Annotated in this window: 19 protein-coding genes; 9 read left to right on the top strand and 10 right to left on the bottom strand. The window is 64.0% G+C overall.

Going from position 1 to position 26,072, the window contains the following annotated elements:
• Window positions 1-402 precede the first annotated feature (402 nt).
• From P3C29_RS31755 to P3C29_RS31745, 3 genes are all read right to left on the bottom strand, one after another.
• Window positions 403-2,250: an ABC transporter ATP-binding protein gene (locus P3C29_RS31755; RefSeq protein WP_275966377.1), complete on the bottom strand. Its 1,848-nt coding sequence runs from the start codon at window positions 2,248-2,250 to the stop codon at window positions 403-405.
• Window positions 2,243-4,009, bottom strand: coding sequence for an ABC transporter ATP-binding protein (locus tag P3C29_RS31750; RefSeq protein WP_275966376.1), 1,767 nt, complete (start codon window positions 4,007-4,009; stop codon window positions 2,243-2,245). The genes P3C29_RS31755 and P3C29_RS31750 overlap by 8 nt, the downstream gene beginning before the upstream one ends.
• Window positions 4,010-4,093: 84 nt before the next feature.
• Window positions 4,094-5,326, bottom strand: a complete 1,233-nt coding sequence (locus P3C29_RS31745) for an acyl-CoA dehydrogenase family protein (RefSeq protein ID WP_275966375.1) — start codon at window positions 5,324-5,326, stop codon at window positions 4,094-4,096.
• A 412-nt stretch (window positions 5,327-5,738) separates the two neighbouring features.
• On the opposite strand from P3C29_RS31745, the gene P3C29_RS31740 reads away from it, so the two are divergent.
• The 7 genes from P3C29_RS31740 to P3C29_RS31710 all read left to right on the top strand — a co-directional run bounded on the left by P3C29_RS31740 (window position 5,739) and on the right by P3C29_RS31710 (window position 14,065).
• Window positions 5,739-6,782 (top strand): ABC transporter substrate-binding protein, encoded by a 1,044-nt coding sequence (locus P3C29_RS31740; protein ID WP_010171288.1) that lies wholly within the window; start codon window positions 5,739-5,741, stop codon window positions 6,780-6,782.
• Between the two features lie 16 nt (window positions 6,783-6,798).
• Entirely contained in the window at window positions 6,799-7,530 is a 732-nt protein-coding gene (locus tag P3C29_RS31735) for a class II aldolase/adducin family protein (protein ID WP_201124242.1), read from the top strand.
• A 158-nt stretch (window positions 7,531-7,688) separates the two neighbouring features.
• Entirely contained in the window at window positions 7,689-8,864 is a 1,176-nt protein-coding gene (locus P3C29_RS31730; RefSeq protein WP_275966374.1) for an LLM class flavin-dependent oxidoreductase, read from the top strand.
• Window positions 8,865-8,867: 3 nt separating this feature from the next.
• Complete coding sequence (locus tag P3C29_RS31725; RefSeq protein ID WP_275966373.1) at window positions 8,868-10,418, top strand: ABC transporter substrate-binding protein; 1,551 nt, start codon at window positions 8,868-8,870, stop codon at window positions 10,416-10,418.
• Entirely contained in the window at window positions 10,411-11,457 is a 1,047-nt protein-coding gene (locus P3C29_RS31720) for an ABC transporter permease (protein WP_275966372.1), read from the top strand. The genes P3C29_RS31725 and P3C29_RS31720 overlap by 8 nt, the downstream gene beginning before the upstream one ends.
• On the top strand, window positions 11,454-12,290 hold the full coding sequence (locus tag P3C29_RS31715; RefSeq protein ID WP_201124234.1) for an ABC transporter permease: 837 nt from the start codon (window positions 11,454-11,456) through the stop codon (window positions 12,288-12,290). The genes P3C29_RS31720 and P3C29_RS31715 overlap by 4 nt, the downstream gene beginning before the upstream one ends.
• Window positions 12,287-14,065: an ABC transporter ATP-binding protein gene (locus tag P3C29_RS31710; RefSeq protein ID WP_275966371.1), complete on the top strand. Its 1,779-nt coding sequence runs from the start codon at window positions 12,287-12,289 to the stop codon at window positions 14,063-14,065. The genes P3C29_RS31715 and P3C29_RS31710 overlap by 4 nt, the downstream gene beginning before the upstream one ends.
• A gap of 87 nt (window positions 14,066-14,152) precedes the next feature.
• Here the strand turns inward: P3C29_RS31710 and P3C29_RS31705 are convergent, their stop codons facing one another.
• The 7 genes from P3C29_RS31705 to P3C29_RS31675 form a co-directional block, all read right to left on the bottom strand.
• Entirely contained in the window at window positions 14,153-14,611 is a 459-nt protein-coding gene (locus P3C29_RS31705; protein ID WP_201124233.1) for a transposase, read from the bottom strand.
• 176 nt (window positions 14,612-14,787) lie between these two features.
• Window positions 14,788-15,867, bottom strand: a complete 1,080-nt coding sequence (locus P3C29_RS31700) for an LLM class flavin-dependent oxidoreductase (RefSeq protein ID WP_275966370.1) — start codon at window positions 15,865-15,867, stop codon at window positions 14,788-14,790.
• A gap of 19 nt (window positions 15,868-15,886) precedes the next feature.
• Complete coding sequence (locus P3C29_RS31695) at window positions 15,887-18,448, bottom strand: TonB-dependent receptor plug domain-containing protein (protein ID WP_275966369.1); 2,562 nt, start codon at window positions 18,446-18,448, stop codon at window positions 15,887-15,889.
• 148 nt (window positions 18,449-18,596) lie between these two features.
• Window positions 18,597-20,153 carry an ABC transporter substrate-binding protein gene (locus tag P3C29_RS31690; RefSeq protein WP_275966368.1) on the bottom strand — a complete coding sequence of 519 codons (1,557 nt, stop codon included), beginning with the start codon at window positions 20,151-20,153 and terminating at the stop codon, window positions 18,597-18,599.
• A gap of 4 nt (window positions 20,154-20,157) precedes the next feature.
• Window positions 20,158-21,366: an LLM class flavin-dependent oxidoreductase gene (locus tag P3C29_RS31685; protein WP_275966367.1), complete on the bottom strand. Its 1,209-nt coding sequence runs from the start codon at window positions 21,364-21,366 to the stop codon at window positions 20,158-20,160.
• Between the two features lie 13 nt (window positions 21,367-21,379).
• Window positions 21,380-22,606: a lipase family protein gene (locus P3C29_RS31680; RefSeq protein ID WP_201124223.1), complete on the bottom strand. Its 1,227-nt coding sequence runs from the start codon at window positions 22,604-22,606 to the stop codon at window positions 21,380-21,382.
• Between the two features lie 14 nt (window positions 22,607-22,620).
• On the bottom strand, window positions 22,621-23,697 hold the full coding sequence (locus P3C29_RS31675) for an ABC transporter substrate-binding protein (RefSeq protein ID WP_275966366.1): 1,077 nt from the start codon (window positions 23,695-23,697) through the stop codon (window positions 22,621-22,623).
• A gap of 401 nt (window positions 23,698-24,098) precedes the next feature.
• On the opposite strand from P3C29_RS31675, the gene P3C29_RS31670 reads away from it, so the two are divergent.
• Together P3C29_RS31670 and P3C29_RS31665 are read left to right on the top strand one after the other, a co-directional pair.
• On the top strand, window positions 24,099-25,175 hold the full coding sequence (locus P3C29_RS31670) for a sigma-54 dependent transcriptional regulator (RefSeq protein ID WP_010171256.1): 1,077 nt from the start codon (window positions 24,099-24,101) through the stop codon (window positions 25,173-25,175).
• A 48-nt stretch (window positions 25,176-25,223) separates the two neighbouring features.
• Window positions 25,224-25,835, top strand: a complete 612-nt coding sequence (locus P3C29_RS31665; RefSeq protein ID WP_275966365.1) for an LpxA family transferase — start codon at window positions 25,224-25,226, stop codon at window positions 25,833-25,835.
• Window positions 25,836-26,072 lie beyond the last annotated feature (237 nt).

Genomic DNA, 26,072 nt, shown 5'->3' with positions numbered 1-26,072 from the left:
ATATCTTCTTGAGTATTGAAAAACTGTTCGACTTGGCCAGTAGTGCTGACGAATGAGTCGAGCTTGTTTTTGGAAACATCAATTCCGACGAACGCAGAGTCATGGTCCATAGCGTTTTCCTCACGTCCAACCTTGCAGAATCGGGCTTTGCGCCCAGGCAACCGTTCGGACTAGTTTAGGAAGGAACCTGCTCCGACCCATGCTCACTCACGATCTCGAAATCAGAGGGCACTACGGTCTGAAGCAGGTGAAAACAATCTTACAAGGGCACACCGAGCATTAGCGAGGTGCCGAGTGGTGGGGCAAGAGCCTTTTGGTTACTTTTGGGCTCCTTTCAAAAGTGACCCGCTGTAAGAGCGGAACCAATAGCGGCCATCACCCAAATAACGGATATACCCCCAATCACCCAGCCACCAAATCCCCCACCCGAGCACTCCGCAAATACGTCTGATACAACGCCGCATAAGCCCCCCCACGTTCAATCAACGCATCATGCGCCCCAAGCTCCACCACCTGCCCATGCCTCACCACGGCAATCCGGTCCGCGTCCCGTATGGTCGCCAACCGGTGGGCAATGATGATCGCCGTGCGCCCCAGACACAGCCTGCGCAACGCCCGCTGAATCCGCCGCTCCGTGTGAATATCCACCGCCGAAGTCGCCTCATCCAGCACCAGCACCGCCGGGTCCGCCAGATACGCCCGCACCAGGCAAACGAGCTGCCGCTGCCCATGGCTCAAATGGGCACCCAAAGGCCCGACCTCGGTGTGGTACTGATGCGGCAACCGCTCCAACACCTCATCCGCCCCTAGCTCCCGGGCCGCCGCGATCAATGTCGCGTCATCCGCCAGTGGTGCCGCCAACCGCAAGTTGTCGAGAATGCTCCCGCTGAACAACACATTGTCCTGCAACACCACCCCGACATTGCGCCGCAACGCATGCTGGGCCAACTCCCGCACATCAATCCCATCCAGCCGCACCGCGCCCGACTGCACCTCGTAAAACCGCGTCAGCAACTGCACCAGCGTGCTTTTCCCGTGTCCCGACGGCCCGACAATCGCCAACACCTCACCCGCCGGGATATGCAAATCCAGCCCGTTGATCACCGGCGTCTGCGCACTCGGCACATAGCTGAAGTCCACTTTTTCAAACCGCACCTCACCCCGCGCCCGGCCCAAGTGCCGGGGAGTAGCGCTGTCGGTGATCTGCGCCTGGGTATCCAGCAACAGGAAAATCCGCTGGGCCGACGCCGAGCCGGTGGCGTAGCGCTCAAACAGGTCCGACAGTTCCTGCAACGGCCCCAAAAACAAAAACACGTAGAACAGACTCTCCGCCATTTGCCCGACCGACACCTCGCCCGCTGCCAGTCCATAACCGCCCACCAGCAGCAACAAGGCGATCCCCGCCGAACTCAGCAACGCCGTAAAGGGTGCGAACCACCCCGACCGCAGGCTGCCGTGAATCAGCGCCTGGTTGAAGTCATCCAGCAGCCCGCGATAACGCCGCAGGTTCGGCGCCTCCTGGGCGCACTGCTGCAGCATTCGGGCGCCGCTGACGCTCTCCACCAGGTGCGCGGTAAAGCGGCTGCGGTTTTCCGCGACCCTGGCCCAGTTGCGCTGGGAGATCCGCTTGAAACTCCAGGTCGCCAGCACCAGCAACGGTACGGTGGCCGCCAGGCTGAGGAAGAAGCGCGGGTCGATACGCCATAGCATCACCGACGCCAGGCCGCAGCGCAGCACGGCACCGAGCAGCTCCGGCGGGCCCTGGATCACCAGGGGCTCAAGGGCATCCACGTCGCGGTCAACCCGGGAAATGATCCGCCCGGAGCGGGTCTGGTCGAAGTAGCTCACGCTCAAACCCTGGACATGCGCAAATACCTGTACCCGCAGGGCATTCAGCACGCGGATCGCCGCGCCTCCGGCGACGAACTGCGAGACCCCGGCCAGCAGGAAGCGCACCAGCCAACTGGCGGCCAGCCCGAGTCCCAGCCACAGCACCAGGCGCTCATCCAGCAGCCAGTGGTCAGCTTGTTGAATCAAGCCACGGTCCAGCAGTTCACGCACGAACCAGGGTCGCAAAAACACCGTGAATACCAGCAATAGCTCAATGCCGATCACCGCGAAAATCGCGCGGCGGATTGGCCTGAGCAGCGGCAGCAAGCGTTTGAACATGCTGCGGTCGAGGGCCTTTTTCGCGAGCATTTCTTCGATTTCGATATCGCTCAAGGCTTTGCCGGCGATTGGATTAGCCATGGTCGATCCCCAGCAGGTCGCGGTAGTGCGGGTTGGTGTGTTGCAGCTCGGCGTGTGGTCCTGCGGCGGCGATTTTGCCGTGCGCCAGCATCAGCACCCGATCGGCCAGGAGGATGGTCGATAACTTGCTGGAGATCACCAGCACCGTGGTGCCACGCAGTTCCCGCAGGTTATTCAGCACGCGGCGCTCGCTGATGGCGTCGAGGGCGCTGGTGGCGTCGTCCAGGCACAGGATGTCCGGTTTGCCGAGCAACGCCCGGGCCAGGCACAGGCGCTGGCGCTGGCCGCCGGACAAGGTCACGCCACGATCACCCAGCGGCGTGGCGAGGCCGTGGGGCAGGCGCAGCAAGATGTCGTCGGCGGCGGCGAGGTGCAGGGCCTCGAGCAATTGTTCATCGGTGGCGTCGGGGGCGGTCAGGCGCAGGTTGGCGGCGAGGCTGCCGGCAAACAGGAAGCTCTCTTGCGGCACCACGTGCACCCGTTGGCGCAACGCGCCCAGGTCCAGTTCGCGAATGTCTTGCCAGCCAGCGTCGTCATGGCCGAGCAACACACGTCCGGCGCTGACATCGGTGAGGCGCGGCAGCAGGCTGGCCAACAAGCTTTTTCCGGTACCGGTGGCGCCCACCAACGCGACAATTTCACCGGGCACCAGGGTCAGCGAACAGTCATGCAGAATGTCCCGGCCACCGCCGGGAGCGCTCACACTGACGTGCTCCAGGCGCAGCCCCAGGGGCGAAGCGGGCAGGGTGGCGCTGCCGCTGCGGATGGCGGCCGGGGCGTCCAGCAGTTGCCAGATTCGCTCGGCACTGGCCCGGGCATCGGCGAAGGTCTGCATCACCCGGCCAATGCCTTCGATGCGAAATACCAGGGTGGTGGCGATCAGCAGCGAGGTCACCAGTTCGCCGATGCCCAGTTGGCCGGCGGCGACCAGATGGGCGCCGTAGACCAGGATCCACACATGGCCGAGAGCGACCACTGCCTGGGGCAGCGGAATGCGTGAGCTGGAATAAGCCAGCGCCTGGCGGGCCAGCCCGGCGAACACTGCGACCTGTTCGGAGAAGCCCTGGATACGGCTCTGCTCAAGGGCGAAGGATTTGATCACCCGCACGCCGCCGATGCCTTCGCTGAGGTCCTGGTTGACGCGGTCGTAGGCCGCGCCGACGTTGCGGTCGAGTTCAACCAGGCGTTCGGTCTGCAGCACGAAAATCCACAGCCCAGTGACGGTCAGCAGCAGCGGTACCAGCCCCAGCCACGGGTTGTACCAGCTCAACAGGCCAACGGTGGCCAGCACTACCAGCGGGGTTTCCACCACCTGGCGCCAGAAGGTGATCAGGGCGTCCCGTACCTTGTCGGCGTCACGGGTGGTGCGGGTGATCATCTCGCCCATGCCGTGCTGCCAGTGATAGCCCAGGTGCAGGCTTTGCACCTGGGCGAGGATGCGTTCGCGCAGGCGTGTCAGCAGTTCCTGGCTGAGCACCAGGGACAACACGCTGGCCGCGTATTGGAGTACGCCACGGCCCAGGGCCACGGCGAGCATCAGCCATAGCCAGTGCCAGCCCAGACTGGCGTCGAGGCTGCCGTCGGCCTGGCGGATCACCGCGCGGCCGGCGCTTACGTCGTTGACGGCATGGCCGATCAGCCATTGTTGCCAGACCAGGCCGAGGTTGATGGCCACGAACAGCCCGGCGACCAGAGCGAAACGCCAGGGCATTTCGCGGTAGATCGCCAGGCTGCGCAGAAGAGGGTGTCTTTCGATCATGAAAAGCTCAATGGGGGTTATTGATCGTTCCCAAACTGTGGCGAGGGAGCAAGCTCCCTCGCCGCAGGGATGTGTCGGGCGGGTCTAGCGAGTGGTAGCTCCCTGGGTTTCCTTGGCGTTCAAGATCGCCGTGTACTCCCCCGGATCAATCCCGTTCAGGTAGTAATTGCCCACATGGTGCAAACGCCACCGAATCGGGTCATGGGTGGTGTGCACCCGCGCGTTGCGCCAGAACCGGTCCAGGTTCCATTTGCTCAGGGACGAACTGGCCCCCAGCAACGAGAAAATATCGCTGGAGATCTTCAACGAGGCGCTGTCCGAATGCGCCCGTGCGGTGGCCACCGACAGGATCAATTCGTCCTGGAGTTCCTTGTTTTCCGGGTCCAGTTCATGCTCGTCAAACACCCGCGCCGCATCCCGCAGCAGTGACTCGGCCGCACGCAGGGCCACCGCGTATTCGCCGATCTGCTTGATGATGTGCGGCTCTTCATTGGCGTGGTCCACGCCGCTTTCCACCCACGGCCGGGCGTTGTGCTTGAGGTAGTCCACCGCAGCGGTCAGCGCGCCCGAAGCAATCCCGGTATCGATCGCCGCGTGCAGGATCTGCGGGAAGGTCAGCCCGGTGCGCTTCATCGGGCCCTTGCGCCGGGAGACGAAGTCTTCGTCCAGTTCGATGTTGTCGAAATTCACCGTGCCGCTGACCGAGTTTTTCTGGCCGAAGGCTTCCCAGTCGTCCACCAGGGTCAGGCCCGGGGCGTTGCGGTTGAGCAGCACACCGGCACCGCCATCATCGGAGGCGGCGGTGAGGGAGATCCACTCGGCAAGGTAGGAACCGGTGGAGTAGAACTTGCTGCCATTCAGTACCAGCTTGCCGTCGGCACGCCGCTCGACGCGGGTCTTGAGGGCGAACTTGTTCTTGCCACCGACTTCCGCCAGGGCGTTGCCAAAACGCTTGCCGGCCAATACATCAGCCACCAGGCGATCACGCACCGCATCCGGATAGCCGTTGAAGATGCCCCGCAGCATCACGTTGTGAATCTGCAGCAACTGCCCCACACCGCCATCGGCCACCGAGACCAGGCGCACGGTTTCGACGATGGTTTGCACCGAGGCACCCAGCCCGCCAAACGCCTTTGGCACGCCGATGGAGGTCAGGCCGCTCTGGGACAGCAATTGCGCCTGGCGCCACGGCAGTTGGCCGTTCTGGCTGCTGTCGGCGGCGATCGCGGCGATTTCCACGGCGATCTCTTTGGCCGCGGCAATCGCCTCGGCCTCGCTGTGCAGTTGGTGTACCGGTACCTGTTCGAACGTACTCATAGTTTCTTCCCCTGATTTGGCCCGTGCGTTCAAGCCCCTCTGTAGGAGCTGGCTTGCCAGCGATGGTGGTTAACGATGACGCGTACTGACGGGTTTACGCGGTGCACTTGAGGCCATCGCTGGCAAGCCAGCTCCTACAAGGGATTGCGCTGGATGTCGGGCATTGAAGGTGCCTTGAGCAAGTTCTGCGCCAATGCCGAAAACCACGCCTGGCGGGGCCTGCGATAACGGGGTGTTGCTGGGGCAGCAGTGGCGGCCGGGTGACTGCTGGGCCAGCAGCAGCGCTGCTGACAGTCCAGCAACAGCGCTTTGGCTGTTTGCGCCAAAGCCTTGTAAACCGGGGCTTTGGCCAATTGGCACGGCCTCTGCAATACCCCCATGGACTGCCTTGCCCAATTCAATGGAGCTGCCCATGACCCTTTCCGCCATCCTGCCCAAGCCTGCGCTTGAGCAGATCTGGTTTACCCGCTGCCCGGTGCCGACCGCTTCCGGCATCGCCTACAAACTCGGTTGGCTGAGCGAGGAATTCGCCGCCGACGGCCTGCCGGTCTCGACCTTGCAGGAGGCCCGCCAACTGGGGCATCACCACTACGATCACGAGCTGCCCGGGCTGTTTCGCGAAGGCGGCAACGTGCCGGCACTAGCCGCCCGTGCCGCCGGTGCGCCGAGCCGTTTGATCGGCCTGACCTGGATCGAGGAATGGCAAACTATCCTGGTCCGCCCGGACTCCGGCATCACGCGTCCCGAACACCTGAAAGGCAAGCGCCTGGCCTTGCCGGCCTGGGGCGACAGCCGCCCGGGCAGCATCGCCCGGGCCATGAGCCTGCACGGCTATAAAGGCGCGTTGAGCCTGGCCGGCCTGGGCTTTGATGATGTGCAACTGGTGGAGGTGGCGCTGCACGATCAGGAGCAGGCGTCCAACCCACAGGAAGGTTTGCAGCGCCTGTGGTCGGGCCTGGATTACCTGGCGCGCGGCGAAGTGGATGCGGTGTACGTCAAGGGCGCTTCGGCCGCCGATGCCGCACGCCGTCTCGGCCTGGTGGTGGGCATCGACCTGGACCTGATCGCCGAGCCGCGCTACCGCATCAATAACGGCACGCCGCGCCCGATCACGGTCCACCAGAGCCTGCTGGACAATCACTTTGACCTGGTGGTGCGTTTCCTCGCGCAAACCCTCAGCGCGGCAGACTGGGCTGCGAACAATCGCGAGGGCCTGAACGCGATTCTCGAAGAAGAAACCCGCGCCGGCAGTGCCGGGGTGGCCGAGGCCTATCGCGGCGATTTCCATACCACCCTGGCCCCGGACCTGTCGGCCCAGCGCCTGGACTTCCTCGGTATCCAGAAAGACTTCCTGTACCTGCACGGCTTCCTGGAGCGCGATTTTGCAATCGCCGACTGGGTCGACCCGCGCCCCCTGCAAGCTGCCCATGAACTGTTGGCCAAGCGCCGCGCCTGAACCCGGAGAAACTGCCATGACTGCCATTGTCCACGCCCAACCGATCACCCAGGAACTGCAGGACTTTATCGACAAGGTCCTGCTGGAAGCCGAAGAAGCCTTCACCGTCTTCCGCGAGACCAACACCATCACCGCCAACGGCACCGTGGGCTTTATCGAGCGTGTGCCGGGCCAGGAACTGCTGGTGTCGGTCAACTACGGCGGCCCATGGAACTACCGCAAGCCGCTGCAGGCCACCGTCACCGACTTTGCCGGCAACGTGATCTTCGGCAAAGGCAAGGGCGGCCTGGGGCGCTACACCAAACTGTTCCAGCAGCATGCGGACGTGACCACTGTATCTCACGTGCACTCGCCGTACCTCGGCGCCTGGGCCCAGACCCATCGCACGCTGCCGTTCCACTACGTGCCAGTGCAGCGTTACCAGCTGGCGCGCGAGCTGCCGGTGTACATCGACCGTCGCCAGCAGGAAGTGGATTTCATCCTCGACAAGATCGCTGAAAACCCCTTCAACCTGGCGATTCTCGAAGCCAACGGCGGCTCCACGGTGTGGGGCAAGCAAGGGCTGCGGGCCACGGCTGAATTCATCCTGTTGCTGGAGGAGGGCGCGCAGCTGCAATTGCTGGCAGATGCCCTGGGTGGTTCGCGGGCTTACGGGCCTGGCGTGTTGACCCAGCAGTGGAAGATGAGTGGCCTGTTCGAACACGCCACCGCACTGGGGTTGGTCCCGGCCATCGACCGCAAAAACTGAACACACCCTCATCACGGTGACTGAAACCACCACGACCCCTGTAGGAGCCGGCTTGCCGGCGATAGCGGTGCATCAGGCGACATTCCTGTTGGATGTGCCACCGTCATCGCCGGCAAGCCGGCTCCTACAAGGGGCGGTTCCATTCAAGGATGTCTGTCATGGCTGTAAAGATTCTCTGGTACCTCACCACGCCCGATGGGCCTTATCCGTGGGAGCCCGAAGGCCGCTGGAAGACCGACTTCCAGCACCTCAAGCAACTCGCCGTCGCCAGCGACCGCCTGGGGTTCTACGGCTCGCTGCTGGGCTCCAGCCCGAATGAAAGCCTGGCGGTGGCCGCGTCGTTGATTGACGCCACCCAGCGCCTGCGTTTCCTGGTGGCGCAACACCCGGGCGAACTGTCGCCGGCGGTGTTGGCCAAATGGGCATTGACCTTCGACCAGTTCTCCAATGGCCGCCTGTTGTTCAACGTGGTGAACGGCAACGACGCGGGCCTGGCCACCCTCGGCGTGCATTACCCACACGATGAACGCTACGCCTTCAGCCTCGAATACTGGCGCGCCTTCCAGGGCTTCTACGCCGGGGACACTCGGGGCTATGACGGCGAATACGTCAAGCTCGCCCCGCGTGCGCCGGGGGCGGCCAAACATCCGCTGGGCGGCTGGCACCCGCCGTACCAGAAGCCGGGCATCCCGCTGTGGGGCGCCGGCACGTCGGGGCCGGGAGTCGAGCATTCGGTGCAGTTGCTCGACGTGTACCTGAGCTTCGCCAACACCCCGCCAAAACTCGGCGACAAGTTCCGCAAGGTCGCCGCCGAGGCCGCGAAGATCGGCCGTGAACTGACCTTTGGCACCCGCCTGCAAATCATCGTGCGCGAGACCGAAGAAGAGGCCTGGGCCCACGCCGAGAAACTGCTGCAACGTACTTCGCTGCAAACCGCCCGCACTGCCATCGAACGCCAGTTGCCCCCCGGCGTGAGCTTCGAGGATTTCCACAGCGACGACCCGCAAACCCAACGCAACGTCGAGACCATTCGCGCCGGCCACCTGCCCAAGGCCCGCGACCTGGAGATTTACCCCAACGTGTGGCTCGGCCCGAGCCTGTTCGGCTTCAATATCCTCGGCCCGGCCGCCGGCACTTACCTGGTGGGCAGCGCCGAACAGGTGGCCGAGCGCATTCGCGAGTACGAAGCCCAGGGCACCTCGGCGTTCATCCTGTCGGGCTTCCCGCTGATCGATGAAGCGCACCGGGTGGCGGACCTGCTATTCCCGCTGCTGGACCTGGACCACGGTTTTGAAGTGCCGCGTCTGAATGCCGTGCAACACCAAGAGGCGTAACTGATGAGCGAAGGTTTTTCCCGCCGGGTGTTTCTCGGCAACAGCCTGGCCATCGGCGGCAGTTTGCTGCTGGGTGGCTGTGACGGCGGCGCAGCGCCGGCGGCGGTGCTGTCGAGCACACCGACCACCGGCGGACGCCTGCGCATCGGCATCATCGACGGCGACCAGTCCGGCAACCTCGATGCCCATAAACCGGTGGGCGGCGGGATCATTCGCGGCTGGGCGCTGTACAGCAAGTTCTGGGAATGGAACACCGACGTCAGCACGCGCCTGGCCCTGGCCGAGTTCGCCGAGCCGAACGCCGACGCCAGCGCCTGGACCATCCGCATCAAGCCAGGCCTGGAGTTTCACCACGGCAAGACCATCGGCGCCGACGACATGCTGTTCTCGCTGCTGCGCCTCACCGACCCGAAACTGGCCTCGCCGTTTGCCGGCCTGGTGGGCGCCATCGACCGCAATGCGCTGCGCAAGCTGGATGAGCGCACCATCGAAATCCGCTTCAAACAGGGCCAGAGCTTCTTCCCGCTGGATGAAACCCTGATCAGCTTCGGCGGCATCGTGCCCACCGACTACGACCCCATCAGCAATCCGGTGGGCGCCGGCCCCTACAAGCTCAAGCGCTTCGTGCCCGGCCAGCGTTCGCTCTACAGCCGGTTCGAGAATTACTACAAGCCCGGCCAGCCCTATGCCGACGAACTGGAGATCATCGAGTTCAAGGACCAGGTGTCGCGGGTCGCGGCCTTGCGGGCCGGGCAGATCGACGTCGCCAGTGGCGTGCAGGCTGAGCACAGCGCATTGCTCAAGGCCGACTCGCGCCTGTCGCTGTGCGTGTCGCCCAGCACCTCGTTCACCGGCTTCAACCTGAACCTGGCCAAGCCGCCGTTTGATGACGTGCGGGTACGCCAGGCGTTCCGTTTGCTGGCCGATCGGCAGGAACTGGTAGACCGTGGCCTCAACGGTTTCGGGCGCATCGCCAACGACCTGTATTCGCCCCATGACCCCACCTACAACCATGACATTGCGCAGCGTCCCCATGACCTGGACCAGGCACGCTCGCTGCTGCGCCAGGCCGGGCAGACCGACCTGCGTGTTGAACTGACGACCCCGTCCGGCCCCGGCGTGAATGCCGCGCTGGTGTTTGCCCAGCAGGCGAAGAAGGCCGGCGTGGAGGTGCGTGTGACCCAGGTCGACGGCGCCGTATTCAACGGCCCGCAGCGTGAACAGTGGCAGCTGTCGCCGGGCTCGACGCCGGCCCGTGGCTTCCTCGCGTCGGCGTTGCACAACGACGCACCGTTGGCGATCTACAACCGCAGCAATTTCCACGACGAGCGCTTCGACGCGCTGTACCGCCAGGCCCTGGCCCAACCGGATCTGCAATTGCGCAAAGGCCTGGTGCACGAGGCCCAGCAGATTCAACACGAGCGCGGTGGCCTGCTGATCTGGGGCTTCAACGACGTGCTGGACGCCGCGTCGGTACGGGTCGGCGGCCTCACGCCGGAACAGACCACCTTCGCCTCCTGGCGCTTTGACGAGTTGTGGTTGAACCATGTCTAAGCCCCTGCGAACGCCGGCCTGGCTGTCGTGGTTCGTCGGCCGCCTGGGCTACGGCCTGCTCACCGCCTGGGTGATCAGCCTGGTGGTGTTCATCGCCACCCAGGCGCTGCCCTCGGACCCGGCCCGGGTGATTCTCGGCCCCGACGCGCCGCTGCAAAGCATCCTCACCCTGCAACATCAACTGGGGCTGGACCAGCCGATCCTTCGGCAGTACCTGCGCTGGCTCGGCTCGGCCCTGAGCGGCGACCTCGGGGTGTCACTGGACTCCAACGCGCCGGTCAGCAGCATCCTGTGGGGCCGTTTCGGCTACACCCTGGCGTTGCTCGCCGGGGTCATCGCCGTGGTGGTGCCGGCGGCGCTGGGCCTTGGCGTGTACCTGGCACTGCGCCGCGACAGCTACCTCGACCGCTGGAGCCTGTCGCTGCTGATTTTCCTCAAGGCCACGCCGGGCTTTCTGTTGGCCATCGGCCTGGTGCTGCTGTTTTCCATGCCGCATATGGACTGGTTGCCGGCGGTGTCGATCCTCGACCCGGATCAGTCGCTGTGGCGCCAGTTGCCGTTCCTCGTTCTGCCGGTGCTGGCCCTGAGCCTGTCGGCGCTGCCGTACCTCACGCGGATGGTGCGTGCGGCGATGATCGACGCGCTGGAGTCCGACTACGTGATTGCCGCACGGCTGCGGGGCATTCCCCATTGGCGGATCGTGTGGCGGCACACCTTGCCCAATGCGCTGGTGCCGGCGATTCAAGGTGTGGCGCTGACCCTGCGCACGCTGATCGGCGGCGCAGTGCTGGCCGAGGTGATCTTCAGTTACCCCGGCATCGGCACGGCCCTTAACGCGGCGATCCAGATGCGTGATTTGCCGATGATCCAGGCCATCGTGCTGGTGATCACCCTGGCGGTGGTGCTGATCAATCTGCTGGCCGACCTGTTGACGGTGCTGCTCACGCCCAAGCTGCGCACGGCCCGTCGCGTGACAATGATTTCGCGCAACCGCCGGGGCATTACCCCGTGGTGGCGGCGCTCCCGAGGTGATGCATGAGCAAGAGTCGAGTTTCCCGCTGGCTGGCCGAGCCGCAGACCCGCAAAGGTGCGCTGATCACCGTGCTGGTGATCGCCGTGGCGCTGTTCGGCCCGTTGCTGGCGCCCCATGGCTCGACGGACATGGTCGGGCCGGTGTACGGCGCGCCAACGGGTCGGGCGTTGCTCGGGTATGACTTCCTCGGGCATGACGTGTTGTCGCGGCTGCTCAGCGGTGGCCTGTCGGTGTTGTGGATGTCAGTGGCGGCGGCGAGCATTGCCCTCGCGGTGGGCAGCACCCTTGGCTTGCTCGCCGGCCTGTCGCGGCGGCGCCTGGACCAGTTGATCACCTGGCTGGCGGACGTGTCCCTGGCGTTTCCCGACCTGATCCTGGTGCTGTTGATTGTCTCGATGCTGGGTCGTGCGCCGTGGTTGATCGTGCTCACGGTGTCGATTGCATTTATCCCGGGGGTGATTCGCCTGGCACGAGCCAGTGCGGTGGCGGTGGCGGGGCAGGAGTTTGTCGAGGCGGCGCAGATGATGGGCTATTCACGGCGGCGGATCCTGTTCAAGGAAATCCTGCCGAACATCCTCACGCCATTGCTGGTGCACTTCGGCAACATGCTGACCTGGGGCGTGGGCATGCTCTCGGGCCTGAGTTTTCTCGGTTATGGCGTGGCGCCGCCGACGGCGGACTGGGGCTTGATGATCAATGAAAACCAGGCCGGGTTGCTGGTGCAGCCCTGGGCCGTGCTGGCACCGGCGGTGCTGATCGGCGTATTTGCCTATGGCACCAATATCCTCGCTGAAGGCATCGGCCGCAGCAGCGCGCGCCTCGGAGAAAAACAGCCATGAATGCGATCGCGGAGATTACGACAACCGTGCTGCAGGTCAGCGGCTTGCGGGTTGAATTGCCGGGGCAGGTGGATGTGCTGTCCGGGGTGTCCTTCAGCCTGGAGGCCGGCGAAATCCTCGGGTTGGTGGGGGAGTCGGGTTCCGGCAAGACCACGCTGGCCACCGCGCTGCTGGCCCATGCCCGGCGCGGCGCGCGGATTGTCGGGGGCCAGGTGCACATCGCCGGCCAGGCGCTGTTGGGCCTGGAAGGTGAAGCCTTGCGCCGCGCCCGTGGCAGCCTGATCGGCTATGTTGCCCAGGACCCGGCCACCGCGCTCAACCCGGCGCTGCGCATTGGCGGCCTGCTGCGCGAAACCCTGGCCGTGCATCCACTCCAGCTGGACAAGGCTGCGCAGCAACAGCGGATTATTGAAACCTTGCGTGATGTGGGCTTGCCGGATGACCCGGAGTTTCTACGGCGCTTTCCCCATCAACTGTCCGGCGGCCAGCAACAGCGGGTGATGCTGGCCCTGGCGTTTGTGCTGCGGCCCCGGCTGATCGTACTGGACGAGCCCACCACCGCGCTGGACGTCACCACCCAGGCGCATATCCTCGCCACCTTGCGCCGCTTGTGCAAAAGCCAGGGCGTGGCGGCGGTGTATGTGTCCCATGACCTGGCGGTGATCAAGGACCTGGTGGACCGGGTGATGGTGATGTACGCCGGGCGGATTGTTGAAACGGCCAGCCGGGAAGGGTTGTTCAGTCGGCCATCCCATCCCTACACCCGAGGCTTGCTGGCGGCGATTCCCGATGTGGCCGGGCGCCGTGAATTACGGGCGATTGGCGGGCATGCCCCGGCACCGGGGCAGCGGCCGCAAGGCTGTGGCTTCGGGCCGCGGTGTGAGCGTTTTGGGCCTGAGTGTTCACAGCAGGAACCGCTATTGCAGACGCTGTCGGCGGGGCATGAAGTGGCGTGTTTCACGCCCCATGATCAGCCGTTGCAACGCATCGCCCTGGCACCGATTGCTGCCGTGGATGCGCGCACCGATACCGCCTTGCTGGAGATCAGCGGGTTGAACGTGGCGTATGACCGGCAGGTGCTGTTTGACGTGTCGCTGCAGCTGCTGCCGGGGGAATGCCTGGCGCTGGTGGGCGAGTCCGGCTCCGGCAAGACCAGCCTCGCGCGGGCCGTTGCCGGGTTGGGGGAGAATGCCGAAGGCGAGCTGCGTTATGCCGGGCAACCGTTGCCGCTGCAGGCACGGCAGCGTGAGGCGGGGTTGCGGCACCAGATTCAGTACATCTTCCAGAACCCGTATAGGGCGTTGAATCCGCGGCAGACGGTGTACCAGACCTTGAGTGCACCGCTGGCGCATTTCTTTGCAGTGAGCGGCGCCGCCGCACGGGAACGGGTGGAGGCGGTGCTCAAGCGCGTATCGCTGCCGGCGTCAGTGGCCGGGTTGTATCCCCACAGCCTGTCTGGCGGTGAGCGCCAGCGCGTGGCGATTGCCCGGGCGCTGTTGTGTGAGCCGAAGCTGCTGATCTGCGATGAGATCACCTCGGCGCTGGACGTCTCGGTGCAGGCGTCGATCCTGGATTTGCTGCGCCAGTTGCAGCGGGACGGTTTGACGTTGTTGTTTGTCACCCACGACCTGGGCGTGGTGCGGGCGATTGCCGACCGGGTGCTGGTGCTGAAGGTCGGGCGGGTGGTGGAGCAGGGCGCGGTGGATAGCGTGCTGGATCAGCCGCAGGCGACGTATACGCAGACGTTGCTGGAGCATTCGCCCTCGCTGGGCTGACCGACACTGCTGCGCAGTGATCGCCGGCAAGCCGGCTCCTACACGAAACCTGTAGGAGCCGGCTTGCCGGCGATGGCGTCCGTCCGTTCACACCCAAATGGCATCCCACAGCGGATAGTCATGTACCCGCCGCACCAGCCCCGCCCGTATTGGGTTGGCGATGATGTAACGAGCCACGGCCTGCAGGTCTTCCTCCCGGCGAATGGCCCGATCGTGAAAACCTTTCTGCCAGAAACGCCCCGAGCGCCCCAGGTGCGCGTTAACCGCACGCGCACTGCGGGACTTTGTTGCAAGCATCAGTTGCGGCAACGTGCTGTGTTTGAGCTCGACCAGCCAATGGAAATGATCGGGCATGACGACCCAGGCGAGAGAGTCAACCAAACCTTCGGTTGGGGCCTGACGGAATTGATGAACGACTAATCGGCCTACCCGCCAATCGGTGAAGACAGGATCGCGGTGCTGGGTGACTGCTGTCAGCATGTAAATCTGCCCGGGTTCGGAATAGCGGCCGGTGCGTAGGTGTTTGGCGTGGGGAAGCGTGGACATTCCTTGTCCTCCTGTTGGAAATACAGGCAGGGAAGGCTAGTGCGTAACGTCGAGATTTGGGGCGGGCTTTTGGCTCAGGGTGTGTCTGTGGGGGCGCCATCGCCGGCAAGCCGGCTGCTACAGGTGTGCGCGTTTTACTGTAGGAGCCGGCTTGCCGGCGATGGCGGAGGCCGTCTTTACGCGGACTTTCTGCGCCGGGCTTCCTCGCGCACTGCCGGAATGATCCAGCGCCCATAATCCACGGTGTCATACAGCGGGTCATACCCCCGGTTCAAAAACGTCGTGACCCCCAGGTCCACATAATCCAGCAGCGCCTGGGCCACGGTCTCCGGTGTGCCTACCAATGCCGTGGTGTCGCCATATGCCCCCACAGCCGTCGCCGTCGGCATCCACAACGCGCGGTCATGCCGATCGCCTAATGCCGCCGCTGCCAGCAAGCGTTCCGACCCCGTTCCCTTGATTCGCTTCTGCCACGGACTGCCCGCTGCAAACTGTGGATTGGCCTTGATCTGCTCCAGAATCTGCTCGGCCCGTTGCCAGGCCAGTTCCTCGGTCGCGCCCAAAATCAGGCGCACCGATAAACTCACCCGCGGCGCCTGCACACCCGCTGCACTGGCCGCCGCCTTGAGCTTGGCAATCTGCTCCGCCACACCGCTCAACGGTTCGCCCCACAGCGCATACAGATCCGCATGCTTGACCGCAATCTGGTAGGCAATGTCCGACGAGCCGCCAAACGAAATCGGGATATGGGGCTGTTGCAGCGGCTTGACCGGGGAAAACGCGCCCTTGATGTTGAAATACTTGCCCTCGAAGTCGAACGGCTCTTCGGCGGTCCACGTACGCCGCACAATTTCCAGGTATTCGTCGGTGCGTTGGTAGCGCTCGGTCTTGTCCAGCAGGAAGTCGCCTTCCTGGGGCTCGGCGGTGATGCCGGTGATGGCGTGCAGGCGAATGCGCCCGCCGCCGGTGGTGTGGTCCAGCGTGGCGAAGGCCCGGGCTGCGACTGTCGGGGCAGTGAGTCCCGGGCGGTGGGCGATCATGAAACCCAGGCGTTCGGTGTGCGCCGCCGCGTAGGCGGCGATTTGCAGGCTGTCGGCACTGCCGGGCCCGCTGGCGATCAGCACCCGGTCAAAGCCTGCGTGCTCATGGGCGCGGGCGTGGTGGCGGATAAAATCGAGGTCGAAATCCGGGCTGCGCACGCCACGGGTCTCGGACCATTGGCGGGGGAAGATCATGCCGACAAATTCAATGGACATGCTGAGGCTCCTTTGAGGGTTAGAACTGGTAGTCGACCTGGGCCAGCAAGGTGCGGCCCGGCATCGGTTGCAGGAAGGTATTGGTGGAGCCGGCCAGGCCGCTGACGAAGTTCAGCTCGTTGGTCAGGTTCAGCACGCGCAAGGTGGTGCTCCACTGCGGCTGGCGGTAGTACACGGCAAGGTCGAGGTTGTATTCGTTGGGGATCTTTACGGTCTTGCTCAGGTTCAGGTACCAGTTGCTGGTCCACCAGCCGGACAGCTCGGCGCCAAAGCCCGAGTCGAAGCGGTAGTCGACGTAGCCACTGGCGGTGTATTCAGGAATCTGCACCGCGTCGAAACGCCCGGACGGCCGCTGGTTGAGGCTGTTGTTGTCGCCGAACACCGTGCCGTTGTCGGGCACGAACCCGGCCGAGGCAAAGCCCGCCTGGGAGGTGAATTCGTTGTAGGCGTTGAGCTTGGACAGGTTCAAGCCGCTGCGCAGGTGGTCATCCGGCTGATAGCGCACGGTGGCTTCCACGCCCTTGATCACCAACCGCGCGATGCTGTTGTTGCTGTCTGGCGCCTGGTCCCGGGCCTGCTTGAACGCGGCGAGGGTCATGAACAATTGGTTGGGCACCGCTTCCACCTTCACGCCCACTTCGTGCAACACGCTCAGGCTCTGGAACGCCAGCGGGTTGAGCAGGTTGGCGCCACTGCCGCTGCCCCACCCCAGGCCGTTGGAAAAGAACCCGGTGTTGACCGCCAGCGAGCGATCGAAGGTGTAGTAGAGCGTGGTGTTTTCCGTGGGTTTGACGTAGGGGCTGACCTGGAATGCGAACAGCCGGTAATTGTCACTGTCCTTGCGCGGGTTGCCGCCGGCGAGCACGAACGGGTTATCGATCTCGGCCTCGATCCAGCTGCGGCTGGCACCGATGTTCAGGCCGAAATAGTCGCCGTACTTCAGGTTGTGCTGGCTGAACAGGGTCTTGGTGGTCCAGGTGCTTTCGGCGGTGTAGGGCGCCACGGATTCGGCATAGAGCCCGTGCCCGGCCGGGTACATCGGCGGCAGGTTCAGCCAGCCGTAGTAATTCGAATACTGCGGCACGCCGGGCTGGCCGATCCACGCGCCATTGCCCCCGGCCGGGTTGGCACCGGTGAGGCCCAGCAGGTCGCCGGGGTTCTTGCCCGAAGGGTCCTGGGTCAAGTCATAGGCGTTGATGGTGGAGCCGAAGCTGTTGTTGGCAGCGATCGACTGGTTGAACTCGCGGCGATAGATCAGGCCGGTGTTGCTGTCATCCCGCAGGGTCCAGCTGCCCAGGCGGGTTTCATTGCGTGAGCGGAATTCGAAGCGGTTGTCGAAGATGTTGTCTTTGGATTGCACCTGGAACGAACCCACGGCATCGGTGATGTCCTTGGAGCGTTGGTAGAACGTGCTGTTGGCCACCGTGATGGTGGGCGACAGGTCGGCCTCGATGCGCAGCTGAGTGGTAAAGCGCCGGGAGCTGCTCTCGTCTTCCTTGCGTTGCCCGGTTTGTGAAGACAGCGAGCGTTCGCCGTTACCCGCCAGCGTCGGGTCATACACCCAGCCCCGCAGGCTGCCGGGGTTGCTCTGGGTGTTGGGCGAGGCGGTCTGGAAGCTGCCATCCACCACGCTGTATTGGCCCTGGGCATTGCGTTGGCGTTTGACCCAACCCAGGGTTGGCGCATCGGCGGCGCCGGAGGCCAGCACCGGTGACCACAGGGTGTTGCCGTTCTGGATAATCGGCGTGGCGCGGCCGGCGTAGTACTTGCCGTTGTCCACCAGGTCCTGGGTGGCGCGGTTCCAGCCGTGGGTGATGTTGTAGTCGTAGTAGTTGTCGTAGCTGGCGTTCCAGTCCACCCGCACGTTGTCGTTGCGCCAGGCGAGGGCGCCGTAGAAAGCGTCGAAGTTGTTGTCGACGTTGTCGTAGAAGTCCTGCTGGCGCTGCTTGGTGATGCTCAGGCGGTAGGCCAGGTTGTCACTCAAGGGGCCGGTGTTGTCGATGCTGAACTTGTTGGAGCTGCGGGAGGTGCCGTCCGGTATCCACGAGCCCAGTTCACCGCTGAGTTTGGTCTTGAACGCGTCGAAGTCGGGCTTCTTGCTCAGGTAGTTCACATAACCGCCGCTGCCGGACACCGAGCCGTAGGTGACCGAGGACGGTCCGGCGACGATGTCGGCACCTTCATAGGCGTTGAAGTTTGCCGGGTGGCGCACGCCATAAGCGCGCTGGCCGTCCTGGAACACCTCGGAGCCCTGGGCGCGAAACTGCGGGGCGATGCCGGCGTTCTGGCCGCCGCCCCGGGTGATGCCGGGGGCGTACTTGACCAGGTCGTCGGCGCTGCGGATCGAGTCGTTGGCCAGTTGCTCGGCGTTGATTTGCACCACCGAGCGCGGCGTATCGAGGACCTTGGTCTCGGTGCCGCCGTACACCGACGTCGGTGGGCGAGTGGGCAGGGCGTCGTCATCGGACTGGCTGGCACTGGCCTGCACGGTCACGGTTTGCAGTTGGGTATCGGCGGCAAAGGCCTGGATTGGCAGGCTTGCGGCGAGCAGCAGAGGTAAACGCAAGGCGATAGCGTGCATGGCAGAAATGCCCCATAAAAAGAATGAAGAGCGCACGGTCCCTTGTAGGAGCCGGCTTGCCGGCGATAAGGCCCTTGAGCCCTGCGCCGGTCGACCGGACGCCATCGCCGGCAAGCCGGCTCCTACAGGGCGATACGGTGTAAGTGGCTCAGGCGGTGTCTTTGAGCCAGAGCTTTTCGAAGCGCCAGGTGCTGAACAGCGACTCTTCGGATTGCGCGCCGCCGACACGGGTGGAGACGCTGTCGAGCAAGTCGGCATAGCCCCAGATCAGCATCCCGCCGCGTTCGTACTGGATCTGCTGGACCTGATGCACCAGGGCCTTGCGTTTTTCCAGGTCGGGCTGGGCCATGGCGGCCAGGAACAGCTCACTGAATTGCGGGTCGTTGAAGTGGGTCTTGTTGGACACCGCAAACGGCGCGTCGGTATGGATCGCACTGGCCAGGAATGGCGCGCCGATGCTGCCGCCGGTGCTAAGGGTCCAGTCGTTTTTCAGCGGCCCCTGGAAAGTCGCCAGGTCCACCTGCTTGACCTTGAGGGTCACGCCGATACGTTTGGCCTGTTCGGCCAGCACCAGCGCCGAACTCAGGCCCGGCCCCGGGGTGGTGATCAATTCCACCTCGAGGTTTTCCTGGCCGGCGTCCTTCAGCAGTTGCGCCGCGCGTTGCGGGTCGTAGGGGCGTGGGCCGAGGTCGTGGTTGAACGTCGGGTCGCTGGGTGCATACAGGTCGTTGGCTACCCGGCCCTGGCCGTTCAGCGCGCGGCGCACCAGCTCTTCACGGTCGGCCATCAAGCGAAACGCTTCGCGCACCCGTGGGTCGTTGAACGGCGGCTTGTCGAGGTTCATGTCGAACGACAGCCAGTTGCCGGTCACCGAGGTGATGACTTTCAGGCGCGGGTCCTTTTGCAGGATTGGCAGCTGCTCGGTGGGCATCACGTTGGCCATGTCGATTTGCCCGGAACGCAGGGCGGCCAGGCGCGAGACCTGATCCTTGAAGTCGATGATCTCCAGCTCATCGGCGTAGGGCTTGCCGTCCTTGTAGTAGTTCTCGAAGCGGGTAAACAGTGAGCGCTGGCCGGGGGTGAAGCTTTTGAGCTTGTAGGGGCCGGCGCCCACCGGGTTGGTGACCGGGTGGTAATCCACCGGCACGATACCGCCGAAGTTGACCCAGGTTTCTGCCAGCGGCATGTAGCTGCGCCCGTCGCGAAAGCTCAGGCGCACGGTGCGGTTGTCGAGCTTGACCAGGTTGTCGCGGTCCACCCAGTGCAGCAGCGCCGCGTAGGGTGAGGCCAGCTGCGGGTCGGTGAGGCGTCGGATCGAGAAGATCAGGTCATCGGCGTCGATGGTCTTGCCGTTGTGAAACTCCAGGCCGGGGCATAGGCGCAGGGTCCAGCTGCTGGCGTCGGCATTCGGCTCGGCAAACTCGGCCAGGGCCAGGCGCGGTTGCATCTGCTCGTCCCATTCCCAGAGCTTGCTGTACAGCGCAAAGCCGCGAACGATGCCACTGCCCACGGGCTTGTGGGCATCGAGGTTGCCACTCTGGTTGCCATCCAGGATCCCCAGGCGCAGGCGCCCGCCGTAGCGCGGCTGGTCATTGGCGGTGACGCTTTTGGGCGTGTCCCCGGGACCGCAACCGGCCAGCAGCAAGCCGCCGCCGACGGTCACGCTGTAGCCGAGAAAGTCCCGGCGGCTAAGCAGTAGGCTCATGGCATCAGACTCCGGCCGGACCGTTGGCGGAGCGCAGTTCCAGCACGGGCTCCTGGGGGCGGCTCAGTTCGGCGCGTTCATTGAAAAAGTGCGGCAGGATGTGCTCGCCCAGGCGGTAGGCTTCCTCCAGGTGCGGGTAGCCGGCAAGGAAGAACAGGTCGATGCCGATGGCGTTGTACTCGCGAATTCGCGCCACCACGTTCTCGTAGCTGCCCACCAGCGCGCAGCCCGGCGGAATGCCGATGTAGCCAAAGCCGGTCCACACATTGGGGTGGATGAAGAAGTCATCGAAGCCCTGGGTTTCGGTTTTTTCGCTGAAGCCGTGCTCATAGCTGAGCTTGCGTGCCGTACGCAACCCGGCATGGGCCGCCACGGCCTTGACCGCGCCCCGGGCGATGCCTTCGTCGAAGAAACGCTTGGCTTCAGTGCGGGCCAGTTCTTCGGTTTCCCGGGTGATCACGTCAATCGACAGGCCGAAACGAATGTCGGTGCGGCCCCATTTCAACGCGCGCTCGCGCAGGTCGGCGATCAGGGCAGCGATTTCGTCCGGGTGTTCGGCGCGCATCAGGTAGAAGTCGGCGTGCTTGGCGGCAAACTCCCGGGCGGCGATGGATGAACCGGCGGTGCAGATCAGCGGCAACTGGGCTTTCTTCAGCGGCCCGCGCAAGCCGCCACCGTCGGCCTTGTAGAACTTGCCGTCGTAGTGGAAGGTTTCGTTGTGCCAATAGCCCTTGACCACGTCCATGAATTCGGTGGCGCGTTCGTAGCGTTCATCGTGGTCGCTGAAGTCGCCCACCTGGCGTTGAATCGCGTCCGAGCCGCCGTTGATGATGTTCCACACCAGGCGGTTGCCGGTGGCGCGCTGGTAGGTTGCCGCCTGCTGCACGGCCACCCACGGGGTGTAGTGGTAGGGCTGGAACGCGGTGACAAATTGCAGGGTGCGGGTTTCCCGGGCCAGCAGCGCGCAGACGGTCCATGGCTCTTCGCCGGTGGGCGCGTTGACCATCAGCGCGCCGCCAAAGCCGTTGATTTCCGCAGCCCTGGCGATTTGCCCGAGGTAGTCGATGTACGTGAAGTGATCACCGACACTGAAGCCCGACACCGCGCCGGTGCTGGGCCCGCCGCGATGCCAGTCGCCACGGTTGCGTGGGTCGCCGGGCAGGAACTGGGTTTCGCCGTGCAGTGGCAGGCGGGTGAAGAATTCGATGCTCATGCAAGCCTCCTGCTTATTGCGCGGTGGGGGCGCAGATCGGGGTGATCGGCTGGTCGTTGATGACCTTGTGGGCAAACGGGATCGAGTCCTTGAGTGACGCATTGACCGTGGCGCTGTGGCCCAGGCCTTTGTACAGGTGGCCTTCGACGATGGAGCCGGCCTTGCACGCGTCCTGCATCAGCTTGACCTGGGTCGCGGCGGCCGGGGTGGTGTCTTCGGCGCCGGTGCCGATGAAGATCGGCTTCGAGGTTTTCAGCGTCGGGTAGGACACTTGCGCCAGCCACGGGGCGAGCTGCTTGCCCTTGTAGTCTTTCTTGGTGTTGGCGATGCTCAGGCCGAGGCCTTCCACATCGCCTTCGAGGGCGAACAGGCAACTGGTGCGGGCCTGCTCGAATATCGGCAGGGCTTTTTCGGTGTAGAAGTCGGCCGGGTTGATGCTCGGGTCGTATTGCTGGGCGGCGAGCAGGGTGTAGAAGCCGTAGGCCAGGGTTGGATCGACCTTGTTGCGCACTTCTTCGCTGGGGTTTTTCGCGTAGTCGAGGGTGTAGATCACACCGGTGCCGATGCTGCCTTTCACTCCCAGGTCCGGGGCGTAGGTGGCGGCATACGCCGCGGCAGCGAAGGCACCGGCACCGCCCTGGGATTGACCGACGATCAACACCTTGTCGGCCAGCCCGGGTACCCCGGCGACCACGGCCTTGGCGGCGTCGAGAATTCCGTAGGCGGCCATGCGGCTATTGAGCAATGGGTGGCCGCCGGGCACGCCGAGGCCCTGGTAATCGGTGGCGACGACGGCAAAACCTTCGGCCAGCCAGCGATTGAGGTAGGCCACGTCACGGTACGAGCGACCTTGCCAGGACGGTGCGCACACGTCCGCCACGCCCACAGTGCCATGGCCCCAGCTCGCCACCGGCCAACCACCGGCAGGCGGCGTGCCTTTTGGCAGGAACAGCGCACCGGACACCACGATCGGCGTCTTGTTATCGATGCCGTCGGTGGAGGTGTACAGAATCCGTTGGGCGCTGGCGGCGTTGGCCAGGCTCAGGGTGCTGTCCAGAGGCTCGCTGCGCAGCAGTTTGCCGGGAGCGGCCGGGATGGCTTTTTCCCAGGTGTAGAACGCCGAGACGCGGCCATCGCCTTGCAGCGGGTCGGGTTTGGGGGCGTAGGTGTCGGCAGCAAACACGCTCATGGACAGGGCCAGAACGCTGAGGCCAAAGGCAAAGGAGTGCGGCAGTTTCATGCTCAATTTCCCTATTACGGATTAGTGCTGACCTGGCCACGCAGGGCTGGCCAGTAGTCGGTGAGTTTCAGGTCGATCAGGGCCTGGTTGGTAAAGCCGGTGGCCAGTGACGGGCCGATGTCGTAGGTGTCGCGAATCAGGTGATTGGCCAGGGCGTAGGTGGTGAGGGCCTGGTAGTGCGCCTTGAGTTGCTGGTCGCTTTTTGGCGCCCAGCGATCCTTCCAGGCCACCGGGTCGTCCTGATCGTCGCGGCGCAGCACGCTTTCGGCGGTGCCGGCGCGGGAAGACAATTGGTAATAGGCGTCCTGGTTCTGTGGCTGGGAAATCCACCACGCGGCTTTCACCCAGGCCGTGGCGAGCAATTGGGTGATGTCCGGGTGCTGCTGCACGAAGGCCTCGGTGCCCCACAGGTCGGAGACCAGGCGCCAGTCGTTACTGCCTTGCTTGGTCGACCAGATGATCTTGCCCACGCCCTTGTCTTCCAGGGCATAGGCCTCGCTGAGCAACACCGCCGCGTCGACCTTGCCGGCAGACACGGCCGCGGCGCCGACTTGCGGGTTGAGGTTGGCGATCTTGAAGTCGTCGAGCTTCAGGCCCTTGCTGGCCAGGAAGTTGCTGAAGGCGAACTCCCATGGCCGGCCGCGATGCAGCGCCAGGCGCTTACCCTTGAGGTCTTCGATGGTTTTCGCGGTGGAGCCTTCGGGCACCACCAGGTAGATATTGTTGCCGCTGCCACCGGGCACGATCAGCTTGCCCGGCACGCCGCCGGCCCCGGCGATCACCGAAGGCAGGTCACCGCGCACGGCGAAGTCCAGGCTGTTATTGCTGAAGCCTTCGTTGATCTGCGGCCCGGCGCCGGCGTGGGGCAGGGCGATCCACTCCAGCTTGACCCCGCGTTCACGCAGTTGTGCTTCGAGCCAGCCGTCTTCGATGACGCGCCCGGCGATGCCGCCGAACACCGGCTTGCCCCCTTGCGTGTAGGCGACGATGGCGATCTTCACCGACGCCGGTGGCGCCTGTTCAGCCAGCACGCCGGTGCTGACCAGCACACCGAACACGGTGGCAATGCTGTTGCGCCAGAAACTTTTCATTGGGATCTCCCTGCTAAGTGATCGCGACCCCTTGTAGGAGCCGGCTTGCCGGCGAAAGCGTCCGTTTAGTCGGTGCAAGGCTTGAGGGCCTCATCGCTGGCAAGCCGGCTCCTACAGGGAGGTGGCGTTGACAGGGAGAGAGCAGATTGCATGCCATCAGTGGAAAAACGCGCTGCACGCCTTGTAGAACGTGGCTTTGCGGGTTTTCGAAGAACTGCCTGGCAATGGCTTGGTGCTGATCTGCGTACAGGCAGGTGCTGGCCGATTGCTGCTCCAGCAGCAGGTAAGGTGCGATGTGTTGGTATATTCTTTTTGGGAATATATAAATATTAATTAATAATTAAATGGTATAGAAAACTTCATGCACTATTGACACGCGCTTTTACTGCCAGGAATGCACCATGTCGCTGATCACCCACCCCAACGCCCGTGAATTGACCAAGTCGGTGCGCGCCACCGTGCTGGTCTTCAAGGACCCGCGCTCACAGGAATTGCTCGCACGTATCGAGCGCCTGGCCCCCAGTGAGGCCAACACCTTGATCATCGGCGAGACCGGCACCGGCAAGGAACTGGTCGCGCGTCATATCCATCATCTGAGCCGTCGCGGGCGTGAGCCGTTTGTGGCGGTGAACTGCGGCGCGTTTGCCGAAACCCTGGTGGAAAGCGAGTTGTTCGGCCACGAAAAAGGCGCGTTCACCGGCGCCACCACCCACAAGGCCGGCTGGTTTGAAGCCGCCAACGGCGGTACGTTGTTTCTGGATGAAATCGGCGATTTGCCGTTGAACATGCAGGTCAAATTACTGCGGGTGCTACAGGAGCGCGAAGTGGTGCGCCTGGGTTCGCGTACGCCGATTCCGATCAACGTACGGCTGGTGGCGGCCACCAACGTCAACCTCGCCGACGCGGTGGTGGCCGGGCACTTCCGTGAGGATCTGTTCTACCGCCTGCACGTCGCCACCATCCGCCTGCCGCCCCTGCGGGAACGTCCCGGCGACATCCTGCCGCTGGCGGAATTTTTTCTTGAAGAACACTGCCAGCGCCTGGGCTACAACCGCGCTTCGCTGAGCATCGATGCCGAGCGCAAGCTGCTGGAACACAGCTGGCCGGGCAATATTCGCGAGCTGGAAAACGCGATTCACCATGCGTTGCTGGTGTGCCGTAATCAGTTGGTGCAGCCGCCGGACCTGCACCTGGTGGACATGCGTTCCTCGGGCATTCGCCAGGACGAGGCAAACCAGGCCGCGCCCGCGATCACCGGGCCGGTGAGCCTTGAGGCGGCGCTGAATGCGTTGTTCGAGCAGAACATTCCGGACCTTTACGAGCACATCGAGGAGACGGTCTTTCGTGCGGCCTATCGTTACTGCCATGGCAACCAGTTGCAGACCGGGCGCTTGCTGAATATCAGCCGCAACATTGTGCGGGCGCGGTTGGAAAAGATCGGCGAACTGGGCAAGCCGGTGCTGCTCGACGGGCAGTGACGGGGGTGTTAGCGTTTCGGGCTTCGCTGATCTGTAGAGGGCTCGACGTTGATTCGACTCACCGATTACATCGCTGATTTTTCCCGTTCGCCGCTGGCACCCTGGGTTGACCTTGCACCCTGGGAACTGGTGATCCAGGCGCCTGGCATCGTGCGTCAATTGCTGGCGGGGCTTTCTGACGACGATTACGAAATTCATGACGAGATCGCCGTGCACCGTACTGCGGTGGTTGAAGCGGGCGCTGTTTTGAAAGCGCCGCTGATCATTGGTGCCCACTGTTTTATCGCGGCCGGGGCTTACCTTCGTGGTGGTTGCTGGGTGGATGAATATTGCATCTTCGGGCCGGGTGCGGAGCTCAAGACGTCCTTTGTTTTCAGTGGCAGCAAGTTGGCGCACTTCAACTTTGTGGGTGATTCGGTGTTGGGGCGCGGGGTGAATCTGGAGGCGGGCAGTATCGTTGCGAATTACCGTAATGAGCGGGATGACAAGGAGGTCCAGGTGCGGGTTGATGGGCAGTTGCAGCGTACCGGGTGCGACAAGTTTGGGGCGCTGTTGGGGGATCAGTCGCGGGTTGGAGCCAATGGTGTGTTGGCACCGGGGGCGGTGCTTGCGGCGGGTAGTGTGGTTAGGCGGGGGGAGGTTTTTGATTGTGAGGGGTAGGGGGCTTTTGGGGTACATATCCGTTATTTAGGTAACGGCGGCTTATGGTTTCGCTCTTACAGCGACTCACTTTGGAAAAGCCCCAAAGTAAGCAAAGGGCTCTGCCCCGCCTGTCGGCACCTCGCTGTGGCTCGGTGTTCCCTCACTCCGGCATTGCTCCGCGGGCCGCCGCGACGGGGCGTCCCTGCCCCGTCGCGGCTAAACCGGCGTCCTGCCGGTTTACCCGCTCCTCAATCC

Origin of the sequence: Pseudomonas sp. 1912-s, assembly GCF_029269205.1 — a bacterium.
Lineage (GTDB): Bacteria > Pseudomonadota > Gammaproteobacteria > Pseudomonadales > Pseudomonadaceae > Aquipseudomonas.
This window is presented reverse-complemented; position numbering and strand designations above follow the sequence as displayed.

Coding starts and splice junctions, on each gene's coding strand:
- P3C29_RS31675 (WP_275966366.1), bottom strand. CDS start 23,697: ATGAAAAGTTTCTGGCGCAACAGCATTGCCACCGTGTTCGGTGTGCTG.
- P3C29_RS31750 (WP_275966376.1), bottom strand. CDS start 4,009: ATGATCGAAAGACACCCTCTTCTGCGCAGCCTGGCGATCTACCGCGAA.
- P3C29_RS31755 (WP_275966377.1), bottom strand. CDS start 2,250: ATGGCTAATCCAATCGCCGGCAAAGCCTTGAGCGATATCGAAATCGAA.
- P3C29_RS31700 (WP_275966370.1), bottom strand. CDS start 15,867: ATGTCCATTGAATTTGTCGGCATGATCTTCCCCCGCCAATGGTCCGAG.
- P3C29_RS31685 (WP_275966367.1), bottom strand. CDS start 21,366: ATGAGCATCGAATTCTTCACCCGCCTGCCACTGCACGGCGAAACCCAG.
- P3C29_RS31715 (WP_201124234.1), top strand. CDS start 11,454: ATGAGCAAGAGTCGAGTTTCCCGCTGGCTGGCCGAGCCGCAGACCCGC.
- P3C29_RS31730 (WP_275966374.1), top strand. CDS start 7,689: ATGGCTGTAAAGATTCTCTGGTACCTCACCACGCCCGATGGGCCTTAT.
- P3C29_RS31725 (WP_275966373.1), top strand. CDS start 8,868: ATGAGCGAAGGTTTTTCCCGCCGGGTGTTTCTCGGCAACAGCCTGGCC.
- P3C29_RS31740 (WP_010171288.1), top strand. CDS start 5,739: ATGACCCTTTCCGCCATCCTGCCCAAGCCTGCGCTTGAGCAGATCTGG.
- P3C29_RS31695 (WP_275966369.1), bottom strand. CDS start 18,448: ATGCACGCTATCGCCTTGCGTTTACCTCTGCTGCTCGCCGCAAGCCTG.
- P3C29_RS31720 (WP_275966372.1), top strand. CDS start 10,411: ATGTCTAAGCCCCTGCGAACGCCGGCCTGGCTGTCGTGGTTCGTCGGC.
- P3C29_RS31705 (WP_201124233.1), bottom strand. CDS start 14,611: ATGTCCACGCTTCCCCACGCCAAACACCTACGCACCGGCCGCTATTCC.
- P3C29_RS31670 (WP_010171256.1), top strand. CDS start 24,099: ATGTCGCTGATCACCCACCCCAACGCCCGTGAATTGACCAAGTCGGTG.
- P3C29_RS31745 (WP_275966375.1), bottom strand. CDS start 5,326: ATGAGTACGTTCGAACAGGTACCGGTACACCAACTGCACAGCGAGGCC.
- P3C29_RS31690 (WP_275966368.1), bottom strand. CDS start 20,153: ATGAGCCTACTGCTTAGCCGCCGGGACTTTCTCGGCTACAGCGTGACC.
- P3C29_RS31735 (WP_201124242.1), top strand. CDS start 6,799: ATGACTGCCATTGTCCACGCCCAACCGATCACCCAGGAACTGCAGGAC.
- P3C29_RS31680 (WP_201124223.1), bottom strand. CDS start 22,606: ATGAAACTGCCGCACTCCTTTGCCTTTGGCCTCAGCGTTCTGGCCCTG.
- P3C29_RS31710 (WP_275966371.1), top strand. CDS start 12,287: ATGAATGCGATCGCGGAGATTACGACAACCGTGCTGCAGGTCAGCGGC.